We start from the raw sequence: 17,913 nt of genomic DNA on the forward strand, positions 1-17,913 counted from the left end.
TCGTATGCTCAGCACATGACCGATGACAACGCCCTCGGCGCCGAGGACCGCAAGATCGTCACGCTGGCCCGCAGTGTCCGCGCCCGGAACGCGGTGCCGGAGGGCGCCGCCGTGAGGGACGAGACCGGACGCACGTACGCCGCCGGCACCGTCACCCTGGAGTCGCTGAAGCTCAGCGCGCTCCAGACCGCCGTCGCGATGGCCGTGGCCAGCGGCGCCACATCGCTGGAGGCGGCGGCCGTCGTCTCACAGGCCGACGCCGCCTCCGACGCCGACCGCGCCGCCGTCCGTGACCTGGGCGGCCCGGAGACGCCCGTGCTGCTCGCGGGCCCCGACGGCACCCTGCGATCCACGGTCACCGCGGGCTGAATCGGGGGCGGGCTCGCCCTGCTGTGCATCGCCGCCGCCGGGATCGGGGAGAATGGGCGCCATGAGCGCTCGACCGAACACCGAAGCCGCTGCGCAGCAGGCTGAGAACACCGCCCCCCACCGGGCCGGCTTCGCCTGCTTCGTGGGCCGCCCCAACGCGGGCAAGTCCACCCTCACGAACGCTCTGGTCGGTCAGAAGGTGGCGATCACCTCCAACCGCCCCCAGACCACCAGGCACACGGTGCGGGGGATCGTGCACCGTGACGACGCCCAGCTGATCCTGGTGGACACGCCCGGCCTCCACAAGCCGCGCACCCTGCTCGGCGAGCGGCTGAACGACGTCGTACGGACCACCTGGGCCGAGGTCGACGTCATCGGCTTCTGCCTGCCCGCCGACCAGAAGCTCGGCCCCGGCGACAAGTACATCGTCAAGGAACTCGCCGGGATCAAGAAGACCCCGAAGATCGCGATCATCACCAAGACCGACCTGGTCGAGTCCAAGGCGCTCGCCGAGCAGCTGCTCGCCGTCTCCGCCCTGGCCGACGAGCTCGGCTTCGAGTGGGCCGAGATCATCCCGGTCTCCGCGGTCAAGGACCAGCAGGTCGGTCTCCTCGCCGACCTGATCGCCCCGCTCCTGCCCGAGAGCCCTCCGCTCTACCCGGAGGGCGACCTCACCGACGAGCCCGAGATGGTCATGGTCGCGGAGCTGATCCGCGAGGCCGCGCTGGAAGGCGTACGGGACGAGCTGCCGCACTCCATCGCGGTGGTCGTCGAGGAGATGCTGCCCCGCGAGGACCGTCCGGCGGACAAGCCGCTGCTGGACATCCACGCGAACGTCTACATCGAGCGGCCCAGCCAGAAGGGCATCATCATCGGCCCGAAGGGCAAGCGGCTCAAGGACGTGGGTACGAAGTCGCGCAAGCACATCGAGGCGCTGCTGGGCACGCCGGTCTTCCTGGACCTGCACGTGAAGGTCGCCAAGGACTGGCAGCGCGACCCGAAGCAGCTGCGCAAGCTGGGCTTCTGAGGCAGAGCGACCCGGGCAGCGAGGGCGGCCGACTCGGCGAGGGAGGCCGACTCGGCGAGCGCGGCCCGGGGAGCGCGGGAGACCCGGGCGGGCGGGGAGACCGCGCGGCCCGGGTTCCGGGCGGACCCCTCCTGGGCGTAGGCCCGGGAGAACTCCTCCCGGGCCTACGCGCCCTCCTTCAGGACCCTGGAGATCAGCGTCCGCTGCGCGTCGGTAAGGCGTGGGTCCGCGCAGTCGACCGCCCGGTCGCCCACCGTGATCCGATAGCGGAAGCCGTCCGGCACCCCCGCCGGCGGGCCGTCCCGCCCGGCGGCGAGCGCCGCCTCGGCCAGGGTCTCCCACTCGGCCGCGTCGGGCCGCCCGGCGGTGTCGACCTCGCCGCGGCGTGCGATGCCGGCGAAACCGCCGGTCCGGCTCACCTGAATGCGCATGCGTCCTGCTCCTGCCTGGCCCCGTCCGGACGGGGCCGGCTCGTATCTACCCGGTCAGCGTGTCGGCACGCCCACCTCCGACCACGCCTTCAGCACCGCCTCGGCCTCGTCGCCCTCGCCGAACCTGTGCCGTGCCGCTGTGACGGTCAGCTTGGCGAAGTCCGTGAACGACGCGTCCTGGGCCAGTTCGCCGCCGGTCAGGACGTCGAACCAGATCCGGCCGGCCCGCTCCCAGGCGTTGCCGCCCAGCGCCGTGGCCAGCAGGTAGAAGGCGCGGTTGGGGATGCCGGAGTTGATGTGGACCCCGCCGTTGTCGTCCTCCGTCTCGACGTAGTCGTCCATCGAAGCGGGCTGCGGGTCCTTGCCGAGCACGTCGTCGTCGTACGCCGTGCCCGGGGCCTTCATCGAGCGCAGCGCGACGCCGCTGACCCGGGGGGCGAGCAGGCCCTCGCCGATCAGCCAGTCACCCTGGTCCGCGCTCTGGCCCAGCGAGTACTGCTTGACCAGGGAGCCGAAGACGTCCGACACCGATTCGTTGAGGGCGCCCGACTGGCCCTCGTACGCCAGGTTGGCGGTGTACTGGGTGAGTCCGTGCGCCAGTTCGTGGGCGATCACGTCGATCGCGATGGTGAAGTCGAGGAAGATCTCGCCGTCACCGTCCCCGAAGACCATCTGCTCGCCGTCGAAGAACGCGTTGTTGTACTTCTCGTCGTAGTGCACGGAGCCGATGAGGGGCAGCCCCTTGCCGTCGATCGAGCTGCGGCCGTACTCAGTGAGCAGCAGGTCGAAGGTGGCGCCCAGTCCCGCGTACGCGCGGTTGACGCTGGCGTCCTGGGTCGGTTCGTCCCCCTCGTCGCGGACCTTGTGGCCCGGCAGATCCGTGCCGTGCCGGCAGTCGTACAGGGTGCGGTGGGGCTTGCTGGGGACCGCGGCGGAGGTGCGGGCTGCCTGGGGGGTCCAGGCCAGCGCGGTCACCTGCCGGTGGTGGCGCCGGGCCGCGTCGGCCTCCAGGGTGCGCCGCGCGGGGTCGGCCAGGAGCGGGTCGTCGGCCTGGGACAGCTTGTCGAGGACGTGGGGCGGCACGATCGTGCAGAAGACGGGCCGGAGCCCGTTGTTCGGTCGAGGCTGCATGCAAACGACTGTGGCACTCCGTCACCGCGCTGTCACTAATTGCGATTGCGATTGACGAAATAGAGTGATGTATCACCGTTCTGCCTCCATGAAGGCGCGATCCCGCATACTGATACGGACCGACGCACCAGGCGCCCCTCGGTTAGTGTGGCCGCATCATGCGTTTCGGGCTGCTCCTTCTTAGCTGCCGCGGCGAGGGCCTGTAGTCGTAGGCCGGCTCCCTCCCCGCGGAGTTCGCTGTTGCAGCGACACAGTCGGCCGCCCCTGCTGGACCTCAGAGGAGCCGTACGCCATGACCGCAGTGAACCCTTCCGCGAACGCCGATGCCGCCACCCCCGTGGGTGGCCCCACCCCGGTCACCAACGCGACGCAGCTGCAGAAGCCTTCCGGGATGCCGGTGCACAAGTACCGCGGGTACGAGGCCGTGGACATCTCCGGCCGCACCTGGCCCGACAACCGCATCACGCGGGCGCCCCGCTGGCTGTCCACCGACCTGCGCGACGGCAACCAGGCCCTGATCGACCCGATGTCCCCGGCCCGCAAGCGCGAGATGTTCGATCTGCTCGTACGCATGGGCTACAAGGAGATCGAGGTCGGCTTCCCGTCCTCCGGCGAGACCGACTTCGCGTTCGTGCGCTCCATCATCGAAGAGGGCGCGATCCCCGAGGACGTGACGATCTCCGTCCTGACGCAGGCCCGCGAAGAACTGATCGAGCGCACCGTCGAGTCGCTGGTCGGTGCCCGCCGCGCCACCGTCCACCTGTACAACGCCACCGCCCCCACCTTCCGCCGCGTGGTCTTCCGCGGCTCGAAGGAGGAGGTCAAGCAGATCGCCGTGGACGGCACGCGGCTGGTCATGGAGTACGCGGACAAGATCCTGGGCGACGAGACGATCTTCGGCTACCAGTACAGCCCGGAGATCTTCACCGACACCGAGCTGGACTTCGCCCTGGAGGTCTGCGAGGCCGTCTGTGACGTCTGGCAGCCGGAGGAGGGCCGCGAGATCATCCTCAACCTGCCCGCCACCGTGGAGCGTTCCACGCCCTCCACCCACGCGGACCGCTTCGAGTGGATGTCGCGCAACCTGTCCCGCCGCGAGTACGTCTGCCTGTCGGTCCACCCGCACAACGACCGGGGCACGGCCGTGGCCGCCGCCGAGCTGGCCATCATGGCCGGCGCCGACCGCATCGAGGGCTGCCTGTTCGGCCAGGGCGAGCGCACCGGCAACGTCGACCTGGTCACCCTGGGCATGAACCTCTTCTCCCAGGGCGTCGACCCGCAGATCGACTTCTCGCAGATCGACGAGATCCGCCGCACCAGCGAGTACTGCAACCAGATGGAGGTCCACCCGCGCCACCCCTACGCGGGCGACCTGGTCTACACCGCCTTCTCCGGCTCCCACCAGGACGCCATCAAGAAGGGCTTCGACGCCATGGAGGCCGACGCCGCCTCCCAGGGGAAGACGGTCGACGACATCGAGTGGGCGGTGCCGTACCTGCCGATCGACCCGAAGGACGTCGGCCGGTCCTACGAGGCCGTCATCCGGGTCAACTCGCAGTCCGGCAAGGGCGGGATCGCCTACGTCCTGAAGAACGACCACAAGCTGGACCTGCCGCGCCGCATGCAGATCGAGTTCTCCCGGATCATTCAGGCCAAGACGGACGCCGAGGGCGGGGAGGTCACCCCGGCCCAGATCTGGTCGACGTTCCGGGACGAGTACCTGCCGAACCCGGAGAACGCCTGGGGACGCGTACAGATCCGTTCCGGGCAGACCACCACCGGCTCCGACGGCCAGGACACGATCACCGTCGAGGCCACGGTGGACGGCACGGACACGGTGCTGACCGGCACGGGCAACGGACCGATCTCCGCGTTCTTCGAAGCGCTGCAGGCCATCGGCATCGACGCCCGTCTGCTGGACTACACCGAGCACACGATGAGCGAGGGCGCGAGCGCCCAGGCGGCCTCCTACATCGAGTGCGCCATCGACGGCAAGGTGCTGTGGGGCATCGGGATCGACGCCAACACCACGCGCGCCTCGCTCAAGGCCGTGGTCTCCGCGGTCAACCGCGCGACCCGCTGACACCGGCGGGCGGCATGACGGACAAACGCCCTACATGACGCCGAACCGACCGGCCCGGGAACCCCGTTCACCCTCCGAGGGTGGGCGGGGTTCGGCCATCTCCCGGTGTTGTGACGTCCGGGATACTGACGCCACATCACGCGTGTGGCTAACATCACGTCCAACGCGGCAATGTTGCCGTGGCGTTACGGAGGTGTGCGACGTGCGGACAGCCAAAGGACAAAGCGCCACAAAGCTACGCATCTGCGGCATCCGCACCGTCTGGGACGCCGTCGGTGACGGCGAGTTCTTCTGCCCGGGCTGCGGAGGTGACCGCAACTACCGGCGCCTCACCGGCCGCCACCGCCTCACGGTCCTGGGCCTGCCCCTGCTGAACCGGGGCAGCGCGGGCCCCGTCGTCGAATGCGCCGCGTGCCGGGCGCACTTCGCGACCGACACCCTGGACCGCCCCACCACCACCCGCTTCTCGGCGATGCTCCGCGAGGCCGTGCACACGGTCACGCTCGCCGTGCTCGCGGCGGGCGGCACCACCTCCCGTACGGTCCTGGAGACCGCGGCGGCCGTCGTCCGCGACGCCGGGCTCGACGACTGCACCCAGGAACAGCTCTTCACCATCGTCGAGGTGCTCGCCGCCGACACCGGCCCCGGCGGCACCTCCGATCCCGCTGCCGAGGCCTGCGGCGCCGCCCTCGCCATAGAGCTGCACGAGGTCCTCGAACCCCTCGCACCCCACCTGGCCGTCGCCGGCCGCGAGGGCGTCCTGCTGCGGGGCGCCAGGATCGCGCTCGCCGACGGGCCGTACAGCCAGGCGGAGCGCGAGGTGCTGACCATGGTCGGCGGCGCGCTCCAGCTCTGTCCCGCCGACACCGCGGAGCTGCTCGCCGCAGCCGCCCGTACGCCCTCGTAGGCCGCTGGCGGCCCGCGCAGGGCGCCCCTGGGGCCCTTGGGGAGGGGCGGGGGAGCCCTGCCGGCCCGAACGGCTTCCGGAACCGCTTCGTGGGCCGGTGCCCCGGTGGGCGACAATGGCCGCATGAGCTTGTTCCGGGACGACGGCGTCGTGCTGCGTACGCAGAAGCTGGGCGAGGCCGACCGGATCATCACGATCCTGACCCGCGGCCACGGGCGGGTGCGTGCCGTGGCCCGGGGGGTGCGCCGCACCAAGTCGAAGTTCGGGGCGCGGCTCGAACCCTTCTCGCACGTGGACGTGCAGTTCTTCGCGCGCGGCAGCGAGCTCGTCGGCCGGGGCCTTCCCCTGTGCACCCAGAGCGAGACGATCACTCCGTACGGTGGCGGGATCGTCTCCGACTACGCCCGCTACACCGCCGGCACCGCGATGCTGGAGACTGCCGAGCGCTTCACCGACCACGAGGGCGAGCCCGCCGTCCAGCAGTACCTGCTGCTCGTCGGCGGGCTCCGCACCCTCGCGCGCGCCGAGCACGCGCCGAACCTCATCCTGGACGCCTTCCTGCTGCGTTCGCTGGCCGTCAACGGCTACGCCCCGAGCTTCGACGACTGTGCCAAGTGCGGAATGCCCGGACCGAACCGGTTCTTCTCCGTCGCGGCGGGCGGCGTCATATGCGGCGACTGCCGGGTGCCCGGCAGCGTCGTACCCTCGGCGGAGGCCGTCGAACTGCTGAGCGCGTTGCTCACCGGTGACTGGGAGACGGCGGACGCGTCCGAGGCGCGTCACGTCAGGGAGGGGAGCGGGCTCGTGTCCGCCTACCTGCACTGGCATCTGGAGCGCGGTCTGCGCTCGCTGCGGTACGTAGAGAAGTGACACAGGGAGACGAGAGAAGCCCATGGCAGTACGCGGGATGCTCGGCGGCCGTAACCGGCGTGAGTACAAGACCCCCGAGCCGCACCCCTCCGGCGCCACCCCGCCGAAGATCCCCGGCGAGCTTGTGCCCAAGCACGTCGCCGTCGTGATGGACGGCAACGGCCGCTGGGCCAAGGAGCGGGGTCTGCCGCGCACCGAGGGCCACAAGGTCGGTGAGGGCGTCGTCATGGACGTCCTCAAGGGCTGTATCGAGATGGGCGTCAAGAACCTCTCGCTGTACGCCTTCTCCACGGAGAACTGGAAGCGTTCGCCGGACGAGGTGAAGTTCCTCATGAATTTCAACCGGGACGTCATCCGCCGCAGGCGCGACGAGATGGACGAGCTCGGCATCCGCATCCGCTGGGTCGGCCGCATGCCGAAGCTGTGGAAGTCCGTCGTCCAGGAGCTCCAGGTCGCCCAGGAGCAGACCAAGGACAACGACAGGATGACGCTGTACTTCTGCGTCAACTACGGAGGCCGGGCCGAGATCGCCGACGCGGCGCAGCGCATCGCCCAGGACGTCGCGGCGGGGAAGCTCGACCCGTCGAAGGTCAACGAGAAGACCTTCGCGAAGTACATCTACTACCCGGACATGCCGGACGTGGACCTCTTCGTGCGTCCCAGCGGTGAGCAGCGCACGTCCAACTACCTGATCTGGCAGAGCGCGTACGCCGAGATGGTCTTCCAGGACGTCCTGTGGCCGGACTTCGACCGCCGGGACCTGTGGCGTGCCTGCCTGGAGTTCGCACGGCGCGACCGGCGGTTCGGCGGGGCCGAGGAGGTCACGCAGGCGTGAGCCGGACGGTGGGGGGCCCGGTGCCCGGGCCTCCCGCCGGCGGTCAGCTCCGCTCGGCCGCGCAGTCCGCGCAGGTGCCGAAGATCTCCACCGTGTGGGCCACGTTCACATAGCCGTGCTGCGCGGCGACGGTCTCGGCCCACTGCTCAACTGCCGGGCCCTCCACCTCCACGGCCTTGCCGCAGACGCGGCACACCAGGTGATGGTGGTGGTCACCGGTCGAGCAGCGCCGGTAGACGGCCTCGCCGTCCGTCGTGCGCAACACGTCGACCTCGCCCGCGTCGGCGAGGGACTGGAGCGTGCGGTAGACCGTGGTCAGCCCGACCGAGTCGCCCCGGTGCTTGAGCACGTCGTGCAGGTCCTGGGCGCTGCGGAACTCGTCGACCTCGTCGAGCGCCGCCGCGACCGCCGCCCGCTGCCGGGTGGACCGGCCGCGTACCGGTGCCGCGTTCGTGCCACTGATCGGCGCCGTCGCCACAGCTGCCTCCTCGTGTCGCCCGTACGTACGTCGGGCCATTGTGCCAGCCCGGCCCGGCGCCACGGTCACACCCGTACGTCGTCCGGCGCCGGGCGGGCCGCCGGTACCTCAAGGGTGCACCGGTCCGCCTCGCTCCCGCGGACCTTGGCGCGCCGGCGGGCCAGCGGCGTGGCGAGTGCGGTGAGCAGGACGAACGCGGCGATGGCCAGCAGCACGATCGTCGCGCCGGGGGGCACGTCCTGGTAGTACGAGGTCACGGTGCCGGCCAGGGTGACCACCGTACCGATGACCACGGCGAGGACGAACGTCACCTTGAAGGACTTCGAGATCTGCTGGGCGGCGGCGACCGGCACCACCATCAGCGCGCTGACGAGCAGCAGGCCGACGACCCGCATCGCCACGGTGACCGTGACGGCGGCCGTCACGGCGACCAGCAGGTTGAGCACGCGCACCGGCAGCCCGGTGACCCGGGCGAACTCCTCGTCCTGGCTGACGGCGAACAACTGCCGCCGCAGGCCCACGGTGACCAGCACCACGAAGGCGGCCAGGACGACTATCGCGGTGACGTCCTCCTCGGAGACCGTCGACAGGGAGCCGAAGAGGAACGAGGTCAGGTTGGCGTTGGAGCCGGTGTCCGAGAGGTTGATCAGCATCACGCCGCCCGCCATGCCGCCGTAGAACAGCATGGCCAGGGCGATGTCGCCGCGGGTGCGGCCGTACCACCGGATGAGCTCCATCACGACCGAACCGGCCACGGCGACGAGCGTCGCCATCCACACCGGGTTGGTGGAGAGCAGGAAACCGAGGCCGACACCGGTCATCGCGACGTGGCCGATGCCGTCGCCCATCAGGGCCTGCCGGCGCTGGACGAGGTATATGCCGATGGCGGGGGCGGTGATGCCGACCAGGACGGCCGCGATCAGGGCCCGCTGCATGAAGGGGGGGTTCAGGAATTCCAGCATGATCAGGTCAGCAGTCCCGTCCGTACGGGCTCGGTGGCCGCGTGGGGGTGTACGTGGTCGTGGCCGGGCAGGGCGTGCTGGCCCACGGCCTCGGGGGGCGGCCCGTCGTGCATGACGCAGCCGTCGCGCAGGACGATCGCCCGGTCGATCAGCGGTTCCAGCGCACCGAGTTCGTGCAGGACGAGCAGCACCGTCGCGCCGCCGGCGACCTGCTCGCGCAGCGTGGCGGCGAGGATCTCCTGGCTGGCCAGGTCGACGCCGGCCATGGGCTCGTCCATGATCAGGACCTCGGGCTCGGCGACGAGCGCGCGGGCGATCAGCACCCGCTGGTGCTGGCCGCCCGAGAGGGCGTTCACCGAGTCCTCGGCGCGCTCGGTGAGGCCGACGAGCTCGATGGCCCGGTCCACGGCCGCCCGGTCCTGCCTGCCGAGCGGCAGGAACCTCGTGCGCGACAGCCGTCCGGAGGCGACGACCTCGCGGATCGTGGCGGGGACGCCGCCGGCCGCCGTGGTGCGCTGCGGTACGTAACCGACGCGGGCCCACTGCCGGAACCGGCGCAGCGGCGTACCGAACAGTTCCACGGTCCCGCCGGTCAGCGGAACCTGGCCGATGACCGAACGGACGGCGGTGGACTTGCCGGAGCCGTTGGCCCCCAGCAGGGCCACGACCTCGCCGCGGCGGACGGTGAGGTCGACACCGCGCAGCACCGGGCGCGCGCCGAGCGTCGCCGTGGCTCCGCGCATGCTGATCACGGCTTCTGGCGTACTGGGCTCGGGCACGATCGCCTCCGGTGCTGCGACTGGTTCGGGTGTTGCTCGGGTCACTTCGCGCCGAGGGCCTTCTCCAGCGCGGCCAGGTTGGACTCCATGACCTCGATGTAGTCAGCGCCCGCGGACTTGTCGGTAATTCCCTCCAGCGGGTCCAGGACGGCCGTGCCCAGACCGAGGTCCTTCGCCAGCGTCTTGGCGGTCTTGTCGCTGGCGAGCGTCTCGAAGAACACGGTGGTGGCCTTGTTCTCCTCGGCGACGTGGTGGATCTCGTCGATCCGGGCGGGGCTGGGCTCGGTCTCGGGGTCGATGCCGGCGATGCCCTCCTGGGTGAGGCCGTAACGCTCGGCGAGGTAACCGAAGGCGGAGTGCGTGGTGATGAACGTCTTCGTGGCCGTGTTCTTCAGCCCGGTCTCGTAGGCCTTGTCCAGCTTGTTCAGCTCGGCGACGAGGCTCTCCGTGTTCTTGCGGTAGTCCGCGGCGTTGTCGGGGTCGGCCTTCTCCAGGGACTTCCCGACGCCCTCGGCGACCTCGGCGTACTTCACGGGGTCGAGCCAGATGTGCGGGTCGAGGGCCGCCCCGTCCTCCGCGTGCTCCTCGCCCTCGTGCTCCTCGCCCGCGTGCTCGTCGGCGCCGTGGTCGTGGCCGTCGACCGCCGAGCCGTGACTCTCCAGCGTGGTGAGCTCCGCGGCGTCCACGGTGTTCTCGACACCTGCCTGCGCGACGGCGTCGTCGACGGCGGGCTGGACGTTCTTGAGGAACAGGATGTAGTCGGCGTCGCTCAGGCCGCCGATCTGCTGGGGGGAGAGCTCCAGGTCGTGCGGCTCCACACCGGGCTTCGTCAGCGAGGTGACCGACACATGGCTCCCGCCGATCTCCTCGGCGAGGAACTGCATCGGGTAGAAGGACGCCACCACGTTCAGCTTGCCGTCGCCGCTGCCCTCGGCCGCGTCGGACGAGGAGCAGGCGGAGAGCGCGGTGAGGCCGAGGGCGACTGCTCCCGCGACGGCGGTGGTGGGTATGAGGCGACGTACGTTCATGACAGTCATTTTCAACAAATGTGGAAACGATTGTCAACAAGGCTGATCAGATGCCCGGATACGGACTTCGTGACCGCGATGCGCCCCACCGATTTGATCCGGGGGGTGCGCCCGCCGGTAATCTGGGGCATTCGCCCGCCCGTCTCCCGGACCACCACCCCCACCGAGGCGCCGTGCGCCGTCCCTGTCCAATTTCGCCGTCGTAATGAAGAGAGCACCGTGGCCGCCGACAAGATCGACACCATCGTCAGCCTGAGCAAGCGCCGTGGCTTCGTCTACCCCTGCAGTGAGATCTACGGTGGCCAGAAGGCCGCCTGGGACTACGGGCCCCTCGGCGTCGAGCTGAAGGAGAACCTCAAGCGCCAGTGGTGGCGCTACATGGTCACCTCGCGCGAGGACGTGGTCGGTATCGACTCGTCGGTCATCCTTGCCCCCGAGGTCTGGGTCGCCTCCGGCCACGTCGCCACGTTCTCGGACCCGCTCACCGAGTGCACCTCCTGTCACAAGCGCTACCGCGCCGACCACCTGGAGGAGGCGTACGAGGAGAAGCACGGCAAGCCGCCCGTGAACGGCCTCGCCGACCTCAACTGCCCCAACTGCGGGAACAAGGGCACCTTCACCGAGCCCAAGCAGTTCTCGGGTCTGCTCTCCACCCACCTCGGCCCGACCCAGGACTCCGGCTCCGTCGCCTACCTGCGTCCCGAGACAGCCCAGGGCATCTTCACCAACTTCGGCCAGGTCCTGCAGACCTCGCGCAAGAAGCCACCGTTCGGCATCGCGCAGATGGGCAAGTCCTTCCGGAACGAGATCACTCCGGGCAACTTCATCTTCCGCACGCGCGAGTTTGAGCAGATGGAGATGGAGTTCTTCGTCAAGCCGGGCGAGGACGAGCAGTGGCAGGAGTACTGGATGGAGCAGCGCTGGAACTGGTACACCGGCCTGGGCCTGCGCGAGGAGAACATGCGGTGGTTCGAGCACCCGCAGGAGAAGCTCTCCCACTACTCCAAGCGCACCGCTGACATCGAGTACCGCTTCCGCTTCGGCGGCAGCGAGTGGGGCGAGCTGGAGGGCGTCGCCAACCGCACGGACTACGACCTCAAGGCGCACTCCAAGGCTTCGGGCACCGACCTCTTCTACTTCGACCAGGAGAAGGGCGAGCGCTACACGCCGTACGTCATCGAGCCGGCGGCCGGTGTCGGCCGCTCGCTGCTGGCCTTCCTCCTCGACGCGTACAGCGAGGACGAGGCTCCCAACGCCAAGGGCGTCATGGAGAAGCGCGCCGTGATGCGCCTCGACCCGCGCCTGGCGCCGGTCAAGGTCGCGGTCCTGCCGCTGTCCCGCAACCCGCAGCTCTCGCCGAAGGCCAAGGGCCTCGCGGCCGACCTGCGGCAGAACTGGAACATCGAGTTCGACGACGCGGGTGCCATCGGGCGCCGCTACCGCCGCCAGGACGAGATCGGCACGCCGTTCTGCGTCACCGTCGACTTCGACACCCTCGACGACAACGCGGTGACCGTGCGCGAGCGCGACACGATGAAGCAGGAGCGCGTCTCCCTGGACCAGATCCAGAGCTACCTGGGCTCCCGTCTGCTGGGCTGCTGACCGCCCCGTCCCCATGACGAAGCCCCCGGTTCCGGCCTACGGAGCCGGGGGTTTCGGGCACACTGGGCGCACTCGTCCACAGGGGAGGCCAGGATGCCGTCCATGACCACGAGCAAGGTCAGCAGATGGGACCAGCACGGCCGTGAACACGTCGTCCACGTACGGAAGTCGGGGCCCCGGCGGCAGCTGACCTGCGCCACCTGCGGCTGGCGCAAGGGGGCGCAGTTCCTGCCCTGGCTGAAGGCCGAGGAGCACCTGACCGAGGCGCACCAGGCCACGGTCGACCCGACGGCCTGAGACGGCGACGGGCCGTCGGCCGAAAATAACCGGATGAGGCACCTCCTTCGCCGGGGTACCTTTTCCGTCATGTCTTCGTTCTTCCAGATCTACGAGTGAGCGCGCGACGGGCCCGACCGCCCGTCGCCCATCGGATCGATACACGACACGTCATCCTCACCTCCTCACTACGAACGGGAGAACCCCGTGGCCAAGAGCCGCAACAACCTCCTCGGCGTGGGCGGGCAGCGCAAGAAGCTGTCCCGCGCCGAACAGCAGGGCGCAGGCCCCGCGCGCGACAAGGACCGCAAGGCCGCCGAGGACAAGAAGCAGGAACTGGTGCGCAAGATGCGTGAGCGCGCGGCAGCCGCCGCCGAGGCCGAGCCGGAGCAGGACGCACCGGCCGGGAGCTGACCTCCTCGCACCACCCGTACGGCATGGCCCCGGATCACCTCGGTGATCCGGGGCCATGCCCCGTCCTGCTCACCCCAGCTGTGCGGCCCTCGGCCGGTCCGCGCCGGGTGACGTACGTCCCGTCGGACGAGGAATCCCGGCGTGGGCCGGCGCGGCTGCCGGCCTCGGCCGTCGCCGAGAGCCGAACGGCTGTCCCGGCCGCCGCCGGGGTGCGGGACAATGGGGCAATGACCACGCTCGCCCCCGCCCTCCCGCTGCTCCGGATCGGCCCGCACACGGTGCAGCCGCCGGTCGTGCTCGCCCCCATGGCCGGCATCACCAACGCACCCTTCCGCACCCTGTGCCGCGAGTTCTCCGGCGGCAAGGGGCTGTTCGTCAGCGAGATGATCACCACACGGGCGCTGGTCGAGCGTAACGAGAAGACCATGCAGCTCATCCACTTCGACGCGAGCGAGACCCCGCGCTCCATCCAGCTGTACGGAGTGGACCCGGTCACCGTCGGCAAGGCGGTCCGCATGATCGTGGACGAGGACCTCGCCGACCACATCGACCTGAACTTCGGCTGCCCCGTCCCCAAGGTCACCCGCAAGGGCGGAGGCTCCGCGCTCCCGTACAAGCGGCCCCTGCTCCGGGCGATCCTCCGTGAGGCCGTGGCGCAGGCGGGCGAGCTCCCGGTCACGATCAAGATGCGCAAGGGCATCGACGACGACCACATCACCTTCCTCGACGCCGGCCGTATCGCCGTCGAGGAGGGCATCACCGCCGTCGCCCTGCACGGCAGGACCACCGCCCAGCACTACGGCGGCACCGCGGACTGGGACGCCATCGCGCGGCTCAAGGAGCACGTCCCGGAGATCCCCGTCCTCGGCAACGGCGACATCTGGTGCGCCGACGACGCCCTGCGGATGATGCGCGAGACCGGCTGCGACGGCGTGGTCGTCGGCCGTGGCTGCCTGGGTCGCCCCTGGCTCTTCGGCGACCTGGTCAGTGCCTTCGAGGGCACCGGGACGAGGCAGGCGCCCACCCTGCGCGTGGTCGCGGACGTCATGCTGCGCCACGCGACGCTCCTGGGGGAGTGGATCGGTGACGAGAGCCGGGGCGTGATCGACTTCCGCAAGCACGTGGCCTGGTACCTCAAGGGCTTCGCGGTCGGCTCGGACATGCGCAGGAAGCTGGCGGTCACCTCCTCGCTGGAGGAGCTCGGCGGCCAGCTCCAGGAACTCGACCTGGACCAGCCCTGGCCGGAGAGCGCGGACGGCCCCCGGGGGCGTACGTCCGGCAACAACCGTGTGGCGCTGCCCGACGGCTGGCTCAAGGACCCGTACGACTGCGCGGGCGTGAGCGCCGACGCCGAGCTGGACACCTCGGGCGGCTGAGCGCCCGCCCGCCGGAGGGCACCGAGTGCCCCGGACAGGAGCCCGCTCATTCGAGCGGGCTTTTGTCGGTCCGGGTGGCGCGTTCCCCGTGGATCGACCCAGGACCTGGCGTGTTCCCTCTCCGTGGGCGACCGAACGTCACTTGTCGTGGTCGGCGTGTGACGGACGGGTGGCCGACTGTCGCCCTGAGGGCGTCCGGATGGTGACATCTGAGCGAAGGCGCGGGCGTGATTCTCGCCACCTCTGAGGGGTCCTCGGCTCAGATGAGCACTCAAAGGCATGCTGTATTTCTCAAATGATGGCACTGGGTGCCAGACGACTTTGCTTTGATCGATCAAGCCATCCGTGACCGTGGGTTCGAACAGCGTGAGATGCCGCGACCCAGCGTAGTGATCCATTCAAGAAGTGAATGAATGCTTACCTCGTGCGGGGTCCGGGCATCACTTTCGATCTGCTGGCGGACGGGTGGTTGAGACCTCATGACGCGCAAGTGGCCGTACCCAGACACCTTCGATCTGGGTATGTTCCTCGCCGTCAGGGCAGCCACCGCGTCCTCGAGGAGTCGAGACCCGTGTCGGAAAACAAAGACCCCCAGAAGTTCGTCTACGACTTCACCGAGGGCAACAAGGATCTGAAAGATCTTCTGGGCGGCAAGGGTGCCAACCTCGCCGAGATGACCAATCTCGGGCTGCCGGTCCCTCCCGGCTTCACCATCACGACCGAGGCCTGCAAGGTCTACCTCGACAGTGGCGAGGAGCCGGCGGAGCTGCGCGACGAGGTCGGTGCGCACCTCGCGGCGCTGGAGCGGCGGATGGGCAAGACGCTGGGCCAGGCCGACGACCCGCTGCTGGTCTCCGTCCGGTCCGGTGCGAAGTTCTCCATGCCCGGCATGATGGACACGGTCCTCAACATCGGCCTCTCCGACGCCTCGGTCGTGGGCCTCGCCGCCCAGGCCGGGGACGAGCGCTTCGCCTGGGACTCCTACCGGCGCCTCATCCAGATGTTCGGCAAGACCGTGCTCGGCGTCGACGGTGACCTCTTCGAGGAGGCGCTGGAGGCCGCCAAGGAGGCCAAGGGCGTCGCGGTGGACGTGGACCTGGACGCGGCCGACCTGAAGAAGCTGGTCAAGCGCTTCAAGGAGATCGTCACCCGGGACGCGGGGCGCGACTTCCCGCAGGACCCGCGCGAGCAGATGGACCTGGCCGTGAAAGCGGTCTTCGAGTCGTGGAACACCGACCGGGCCAAGCTCTACCGCCGCCAGGAACGCATCCCGGGCGACCTCGGCACGGCCGTCAACATCTGTTCCATGGTCTTCGGCAACCTCGGCCCCGACTCCGGCACGGGCGTCGCCTTCACCCGCGACCCGGCCAGCGGCCACCAGGGCGTCTACGGGGACTACCTGCAGAACGCCCAGGGCGAGGACGTCGTCGCGGGTATCCGCAACACGGTGGCGCTCGCCGAGCTGGAGTCGATCGACAAGGCGTCGTACGACCAGCTGATGAAGATCATGGAGACGCTGGAGACCCACTACAAGGATCTCTGCGACATCGAGTTCACCATCGAGCGCGGCCAGCTCTGGATGCTCCAGACTCGGGTGGGCAAGCGCACCGCCGGTGCCGCCTTCCGTATCGCCACCCAGCTGGTCGACCAGGGCCTCATCGACGAGGCCGAGGCGCTCCAGCGGGTCAACGGCGCCCAGCTCGCGCAGCTGATGTTCCCCCGCTTCGACCACGGCGCCGCCAGCGTGCTGCTCGGGCGTGGCATCGCCGCGTCGCCCGGCGCGGCCGTGGGCAAGGCCGTCTTCGACTCGTACACCGCCGTCAAGTGGTCGCGGTCCGGCGAGAAGGTCATCCTCATCCGCCGGGAGACCAACCCCGACGACCTCGACGGCATGATCGCCGCCGAGGGCATCCTGACCTCGCGCGGCGGCAAGACCTCGCACGCCGCCGTCGTCGCCCGCGGCATGGGCAAGACCTGTGTCTGCGGCGCCGAGGAGATCGAGGTCGACACCAAGCGCCGCCGGCTGACCGTCGGGGACACCGTCGTGGAGGAGGGGGACCTCGTCTCCGTCGACGGCTCCACCGGCAAGGTGTACCTCGGCGAGGTACCCGTCGTACCGTCCCCGGTCGTCGAGTACTTCGAGGGCCGCATGCACGCGGGCGCCGACGACGCCGACGAGCTCGTCGCCGCCGTGCACCGGATCATGGCGTACGCGGACCGGGTGCGCCGGCTGCGCGTGCGGGCGAACGCGGACAACGCCGAGGACGCGTCGAGGGCCCGGCGCTTCGGCGCCCAGGGCATCGGCCTGTGCCGCACCGAGCACATGTTCCTCGGTGAACGCCGCGAGATGGTCGAGAAGCTGATCCTCGCGGACACCGACGACGAGCGCGAGGCCGCGCTGGCCGCACTGCTGCCCCTCCAGAAGGCCGACTTCATCGAGCTGTTCGAGTCGATGGACGGGCTCCCCGTCACCGTCCGGCTGCTCGACCCGCCGCTGCACGAGTTCCTGCCCGACATCACCGAGCTCTCGGTGCGGGTCGCGCTCGCCGAGTCCCGCAAGGACGCCAACGAGAACGATCTGCGGCTGCTCCAGGCCGTGCACAAGCTCCACGAGCAGAACCCCATGCTGGGCCTGCGCGGAGTCCGCCTCGGTCTGGTCATCCCCGGCCTGTTCGCGATGCAGGTGCGGGCGATCGCGGAAGCGGCGGCGCACCGCAAGAACGCCAAGGGCGACCCGCGCGCGGAGATCATGATCCCGCTCGTCGGCACGGTCCAGGAGCTGGAGATCGTCCGCGAGGAGGCCGACCGGGTCATCGCGGAGGTCGAGGAGTCGACCGGCACGGAACTGAAGCTGAAGATCGGCACGATGATCGAGCTGCCCCGGGCCGCACTCACCGCCGGTCAGATCGCGGAGGCCGCAGAGTTCTTCTCCTTCGGCACGAACGACCTCACCCAGACGGTGTGGGGCTTCTCCCGCGACGACGTGGAGGCCTCGTTCTTCACGGCGTACCTGGAGAAGGGCATCTTCGGGGTGTCGCCGTTCGAGACGATCGACAAGGACGGCGTCGGCTCCCTCGTGCGCAGCGCCGTGGAGGCCGGCCGGGCCACCCGCCCGGACCTCAAGCTCGGCATCTGCGGTGAGCACGGCGGCGACCCCGAGTCGGTGCACTTCTTCCACGAGGTGGGCCTCGACTACGTCTCCTGCTCGCCGTTCCGCATTCCCGTGGCGCGGCTGGAGGCGGGCAGGGCCGCCGCCGAATCCAGGGGCAGCGACAGCCGCTGAGACCCGGCGTACGGCCCCGGCACGACTCCGGCGCCGCCATCGGATGACATCGACCCTCATCG

The 17,913-nt window shown here is 69.9% G+C and carries 17 protein-coding genes; 11 read left to right on the plus strand and 6 right to left on the minus strand.

Translation table 11 applies throughout. From position 1 onward, the window contains the following. The first annotated feature begins 15 nt into the window (after positions 1 to 15). Together ABZY45_RS02395 and era are read left to right on the plus strand one after the other, a co-directional pair. Positions 16 to 369, plus strand: coding sequence for a cytidine deaminase (locus ABZY45_RS02395; RefSeq protein ID WP_356735245.1), 354 nt, complete (start codon positions 16 to 18; stop codon positions 367 to 369). A 52-nt stretch (positions 370 to 421) separates the two neighbouring features. After that, a complete protein-coding gene (gene era / locus ABZY45_RS02400) occupies positions 422 to 1,396 on the plus strand; it encodes a GTPase Era (protein ID WP_356735247.1) in 975 nt (324 codons plus the stop codon). Positions 1,397 to 1,560: 164 nt separating this feature from the next. On the opposite strand, the gene ABZY45_RS02405 is transcribed toward era, so the two are convergent. Both ABZY45_RS02405 and ABZY45_RS02410 read right to left on the minus strand, forming a co-directional pair. Next, complete coding sequence (locus tag ABZY45_RS02405; protein WP_356735249.1) at positions 1,561 to 1,827, minus strand: protealysin inhibitor emfourin; 267 nt, start codon at positions 1,825 to 1,827, stop codon at positions 1,561 to 1,563. Positions 1,828 to 1,881: 54 nt separating this feature from the next. Then, positions 1,882 to 2,958 (minus strand): M4 family metallopeptidase, encoded by a 1,077-nt coding sequence (locus tag ABZY45_RS02410; protein WP_356735251.1) that lies wholly within the window; start codon positions 2,956 to 2,958, stop codon positions 1,882 to 1,884. A 292-nt stretch (positions 2,959 to 3,250) separates the two neighbouring features. On the opposite strand from ABZY45_RS02410, the gene leuA reads away from it, so the two are divergent. From leuA to ABZY45_RS02430, 4 genes are all read left to right on the plus strand, one after another. Further along, positions 3,251 to 5,041 (plus strand): 2-isopropylmalate synthase, encoded by a 1,791-nt coding sequence (gene leuA / locus ABZY45_RS02415; protein WP_356735253.1) that lies wholly within the window; start codon positions 3,251 to 3,253, stop codon positions 5,039 to 5,041. A gap of 202 nt (positions 5,042 to 5,243) precedes the next feature. Then, the gene (locus ABZY45_RS02420; protein WP_356735255.1) at positions 5,244 to 5,948 is read left to right on the plus strand and encodes a TerB family tellurite resistance protein; all 705 of its coding nucleotides are present in this window, start codon (positions 5,244 to 5,246) and stop codon (positions 5,946 to 5,948) included. 123 nt (positions 5,949 to 6,071) lie between these two features. Next, positions 6,072 to 6,818 (plus strand): DNA repair protein RecO, encoded by a 747-nt coding sequence (gene recO, locus ABZY45_RS02425; protein WP_356735257.1) that lies wholly within the window; start codon positions 6,072 to 6,074, stop codon positions 6,816 to 6,818. A gap of 22 nt (positions 6,819 to 6,840) precedes the next feature. Then, on the plus strand, positions 6,841 to 7,653 hold the full coding sequence (locus ABZY45_RS02430) for an isoprenyl transferase (protein ID WP_356735259.1): 813 nt from the start codon (positions 6,841 to 6,843) through the stop codon (positions 7,651 to 7,653). A gap of 43 nt (positions 7,654 to 7,696) precedes the next feature. Here ABZY45_RS02430 and ABZY45_RS02435 read toward each other — a convergent pair whose 3' ends face one another. The 4 genes from ABZY45_RS02435 to ABZY45_RS02450 all read right to left on the minus strand — a co-directional run bounded on the left by ABZY45_RS02435 (position 7,697) and on the right by ABZY45_RS02450 (position 10,900). After that, the gene (locus tag ABZY45_RS02435; RefSeq protein ID WP_356735261.1) at positions 7,697 to 8,131 is read right to left on the minus strand and encodes a Fur family transcriptional regulator; all 435 of its coding nucleotides are present in this window, start codon (positions 8,129 to 8,131) and stop codon (positions 7,697 to 7,699) included. A gap of 65 nt (positions 8,132 to 8,196) precedes the next feature. Beyond that, positions 8,197 to 9,096, minus strand: coding sequence for a metal ABC transporter permease (locus ABZY45_RS02440; RefSeq protein WP_356736552.1), 900 nt, complete (start codon positions 9,094 to 9,096; stop codon positions 8,197 to 8,199). Beyond that, the gene (locus ABZY45_RS02445) at positions 9,096 to 9,872 is read right to left on the minus strand and encodes a metal ABC transporter ATP-binding protein (RefSeq protein ID WP_356735263.1); all 777 of its coding nucleotides are present in this window, start codon (positions 9,870 to 9,872) and stop codon (positions 9,096 to 9,098) included. Before ABZY45_RS02445 ends, ABZY45_RS02440 begins: the two co-directional genes overlap by 1 nt. Before the next feature lie 41 nt (positions 9,873 to 9,913). Beyond that, positions 9,914 to 10,900: a metal ABC transporter substrate-binding protein gene (locus tag ABZY45_RS02450; RefSeq protein WP_356735265.1), complete on the minus strand. Its 987-nt coding sequence runs from the start codon at positions 10,898 to 10,900 to the stop codon at positions 9,914 to 9,916. A 219-nt stretch (positions 10,901 to 11,119) separates the two neighbouring features. On the opposite strand from ABZY45_RS02450, the gene ABZY45_RS02455 reads away from it, so the two are divergent. From ABZY45_RS02455 to ppdK, 5 genes are all read left to right on the plus strand, one after another. Next, the gene (locus tag ABZY45_RS02455) at positions 11,120 to 12,502 is read left to right on the plus strand and encodes a glycine--tRNA ligase (RefSeq protein WP_145801629.1); all 1,383 of its coding nucleotides are present in this window, start codon (positions 11,120 to 11,122) and stop codon (positions 12,500 to 12,502) included. 93 nt (positions 12,503 to 12,595) lie between these two features. After that, complete coding sequence (locus ABZY45_RS02460) at positions 12,596 to 12,799, plus strand: hypothetical protein (protein ID WP_356735268.1); 204 nt, start codon at positions 12,596 to 12,598, stop codon at positions 12,797 to 12,799. Positions 12,800 to 12,985: 186 nt separating this feature from the next. Further along, the gene (locus ABZY45_RS02465) at positions 12,986 to 13,192 is read left to right on the plus strand and encodes a DUF6243 family protein (protein ID WP_356735270.1); all 207 of its coding nucleotides are present in this window, start codon (positions 12,986 to 12,988) and stop codon (positions 13,190 to 13,192) included. A gap of 227 nt (positions 13,193 to 13,419) precedes the next feature. Continuing rightward, positions 13,420 to 14,568, plus strand: coding sequence for a tRNA dihydrouridine synthase DusB (gene dusB / locus ABZY45_RS02470; protein WP_356735272.1), 1,149 nt, complete (start codon positions 13,420 to 13,422; stop codon positions 14,566 to 14,568). Positions 14,569 to 15,139: 571 nt separating this feature from the next. After that, positions 15,140 to 17,851 carry a pyruvate, phosphate dikinase gene (gene ppdK, locus ABZY45_RS02475; RefSeq protein ID WP_356735274.1) on the plus strand — a complete coding sequence of 904 codons (2,712 nt, stop codon included), beginning with the start codon at positions 15,140 to 15,142 and terminating at the stop codon, positions 17,849 to 17,851. The last annotated feature ends 62 nt before the right edge of the window (positions 17,852 to 17,913 follow it).

This window comes from Streptomyces sp. NPDC006516 (assembly GCF_040611875.1).
Taxonomy (GTDB): Bacteria; Actinomycetota; Actinomycetes; order Streptomycetales; family Streptomycetaceae; genus Streptomyces.

Excerpts from the sequence above, each read along its gene's own strand:
- ABZY45_RS02460 (WP_356735268.1), top strand. The coding sequence starts at position 12,596 with ATGCCGTCCATGACCACGAGCAAGGTCAGCAGATGGGACCAGCACGGC.
- ABZY45_RS02405 (WP_356735249.1), bottom strand. The coding sequence starts at position 1,827 with ATGCGCATTCAGGTGAGCCGGACCGGCGGTTTCGCCGGCATCGCACGC.
- recO (WP_356735257.1), top strand. The coding sequence starts at position 6,072 with ATGAGCTTGTTCCGGGACGACGGCGTCGTGCTGCGTACGCAGAAGCTG.
- leuA (WP_356735253.1), top strand. The coding sequence starts at position 3,251 with ATGACCGCAGTGAACCCTTCCGCGAACGCCGATGCCGCCACCCCCGTG.
- ABZY45_RS02395 (WP_356735245.1), top strand. The coding sequence starts at position 16 with ATGACCGATGACAACGCCCTCGGCGCCGAGGACCGCAAGATCGTCACG.
- dusB (WP_356735272.1), top strand. The coding sequence starts at position 13,420 with ATGACCACGCTCGCCCCCGCCCTCCCGCTGCTCCGGATCGGCCCGCAC.
- ABZY45_RS02410 (WP_356735251.1), bottom strand. The coding sequence starts at position 2,958 with ATGCAGCCTCGACCGAACAACGGGCTCCGGCCCGTCTTCTGCACGATC.
- ABZY45_RS02430 (WP_356735259.1), top strand. The coding sequence starts at position 6,841 with ATGGCAGTACGCGGGATGCTCGGCGGCCGTAACCGGCGTGAGTACAAG.
- era (WP_356735247.1), top strand. The coding sequence starts at position 422 with ATGGGCGCCATGAGCGCTCGACCGAACACCGAAGCCGCTGCGCAGCAG.
- ABZY45_RS02450 (WP_356735265.1), bottom strand. The coding sequence starts at position 10,900 with ATGAACGTACGTCGCCTCATACCCACCACCGCCGTCGCGGGAGCAGTC.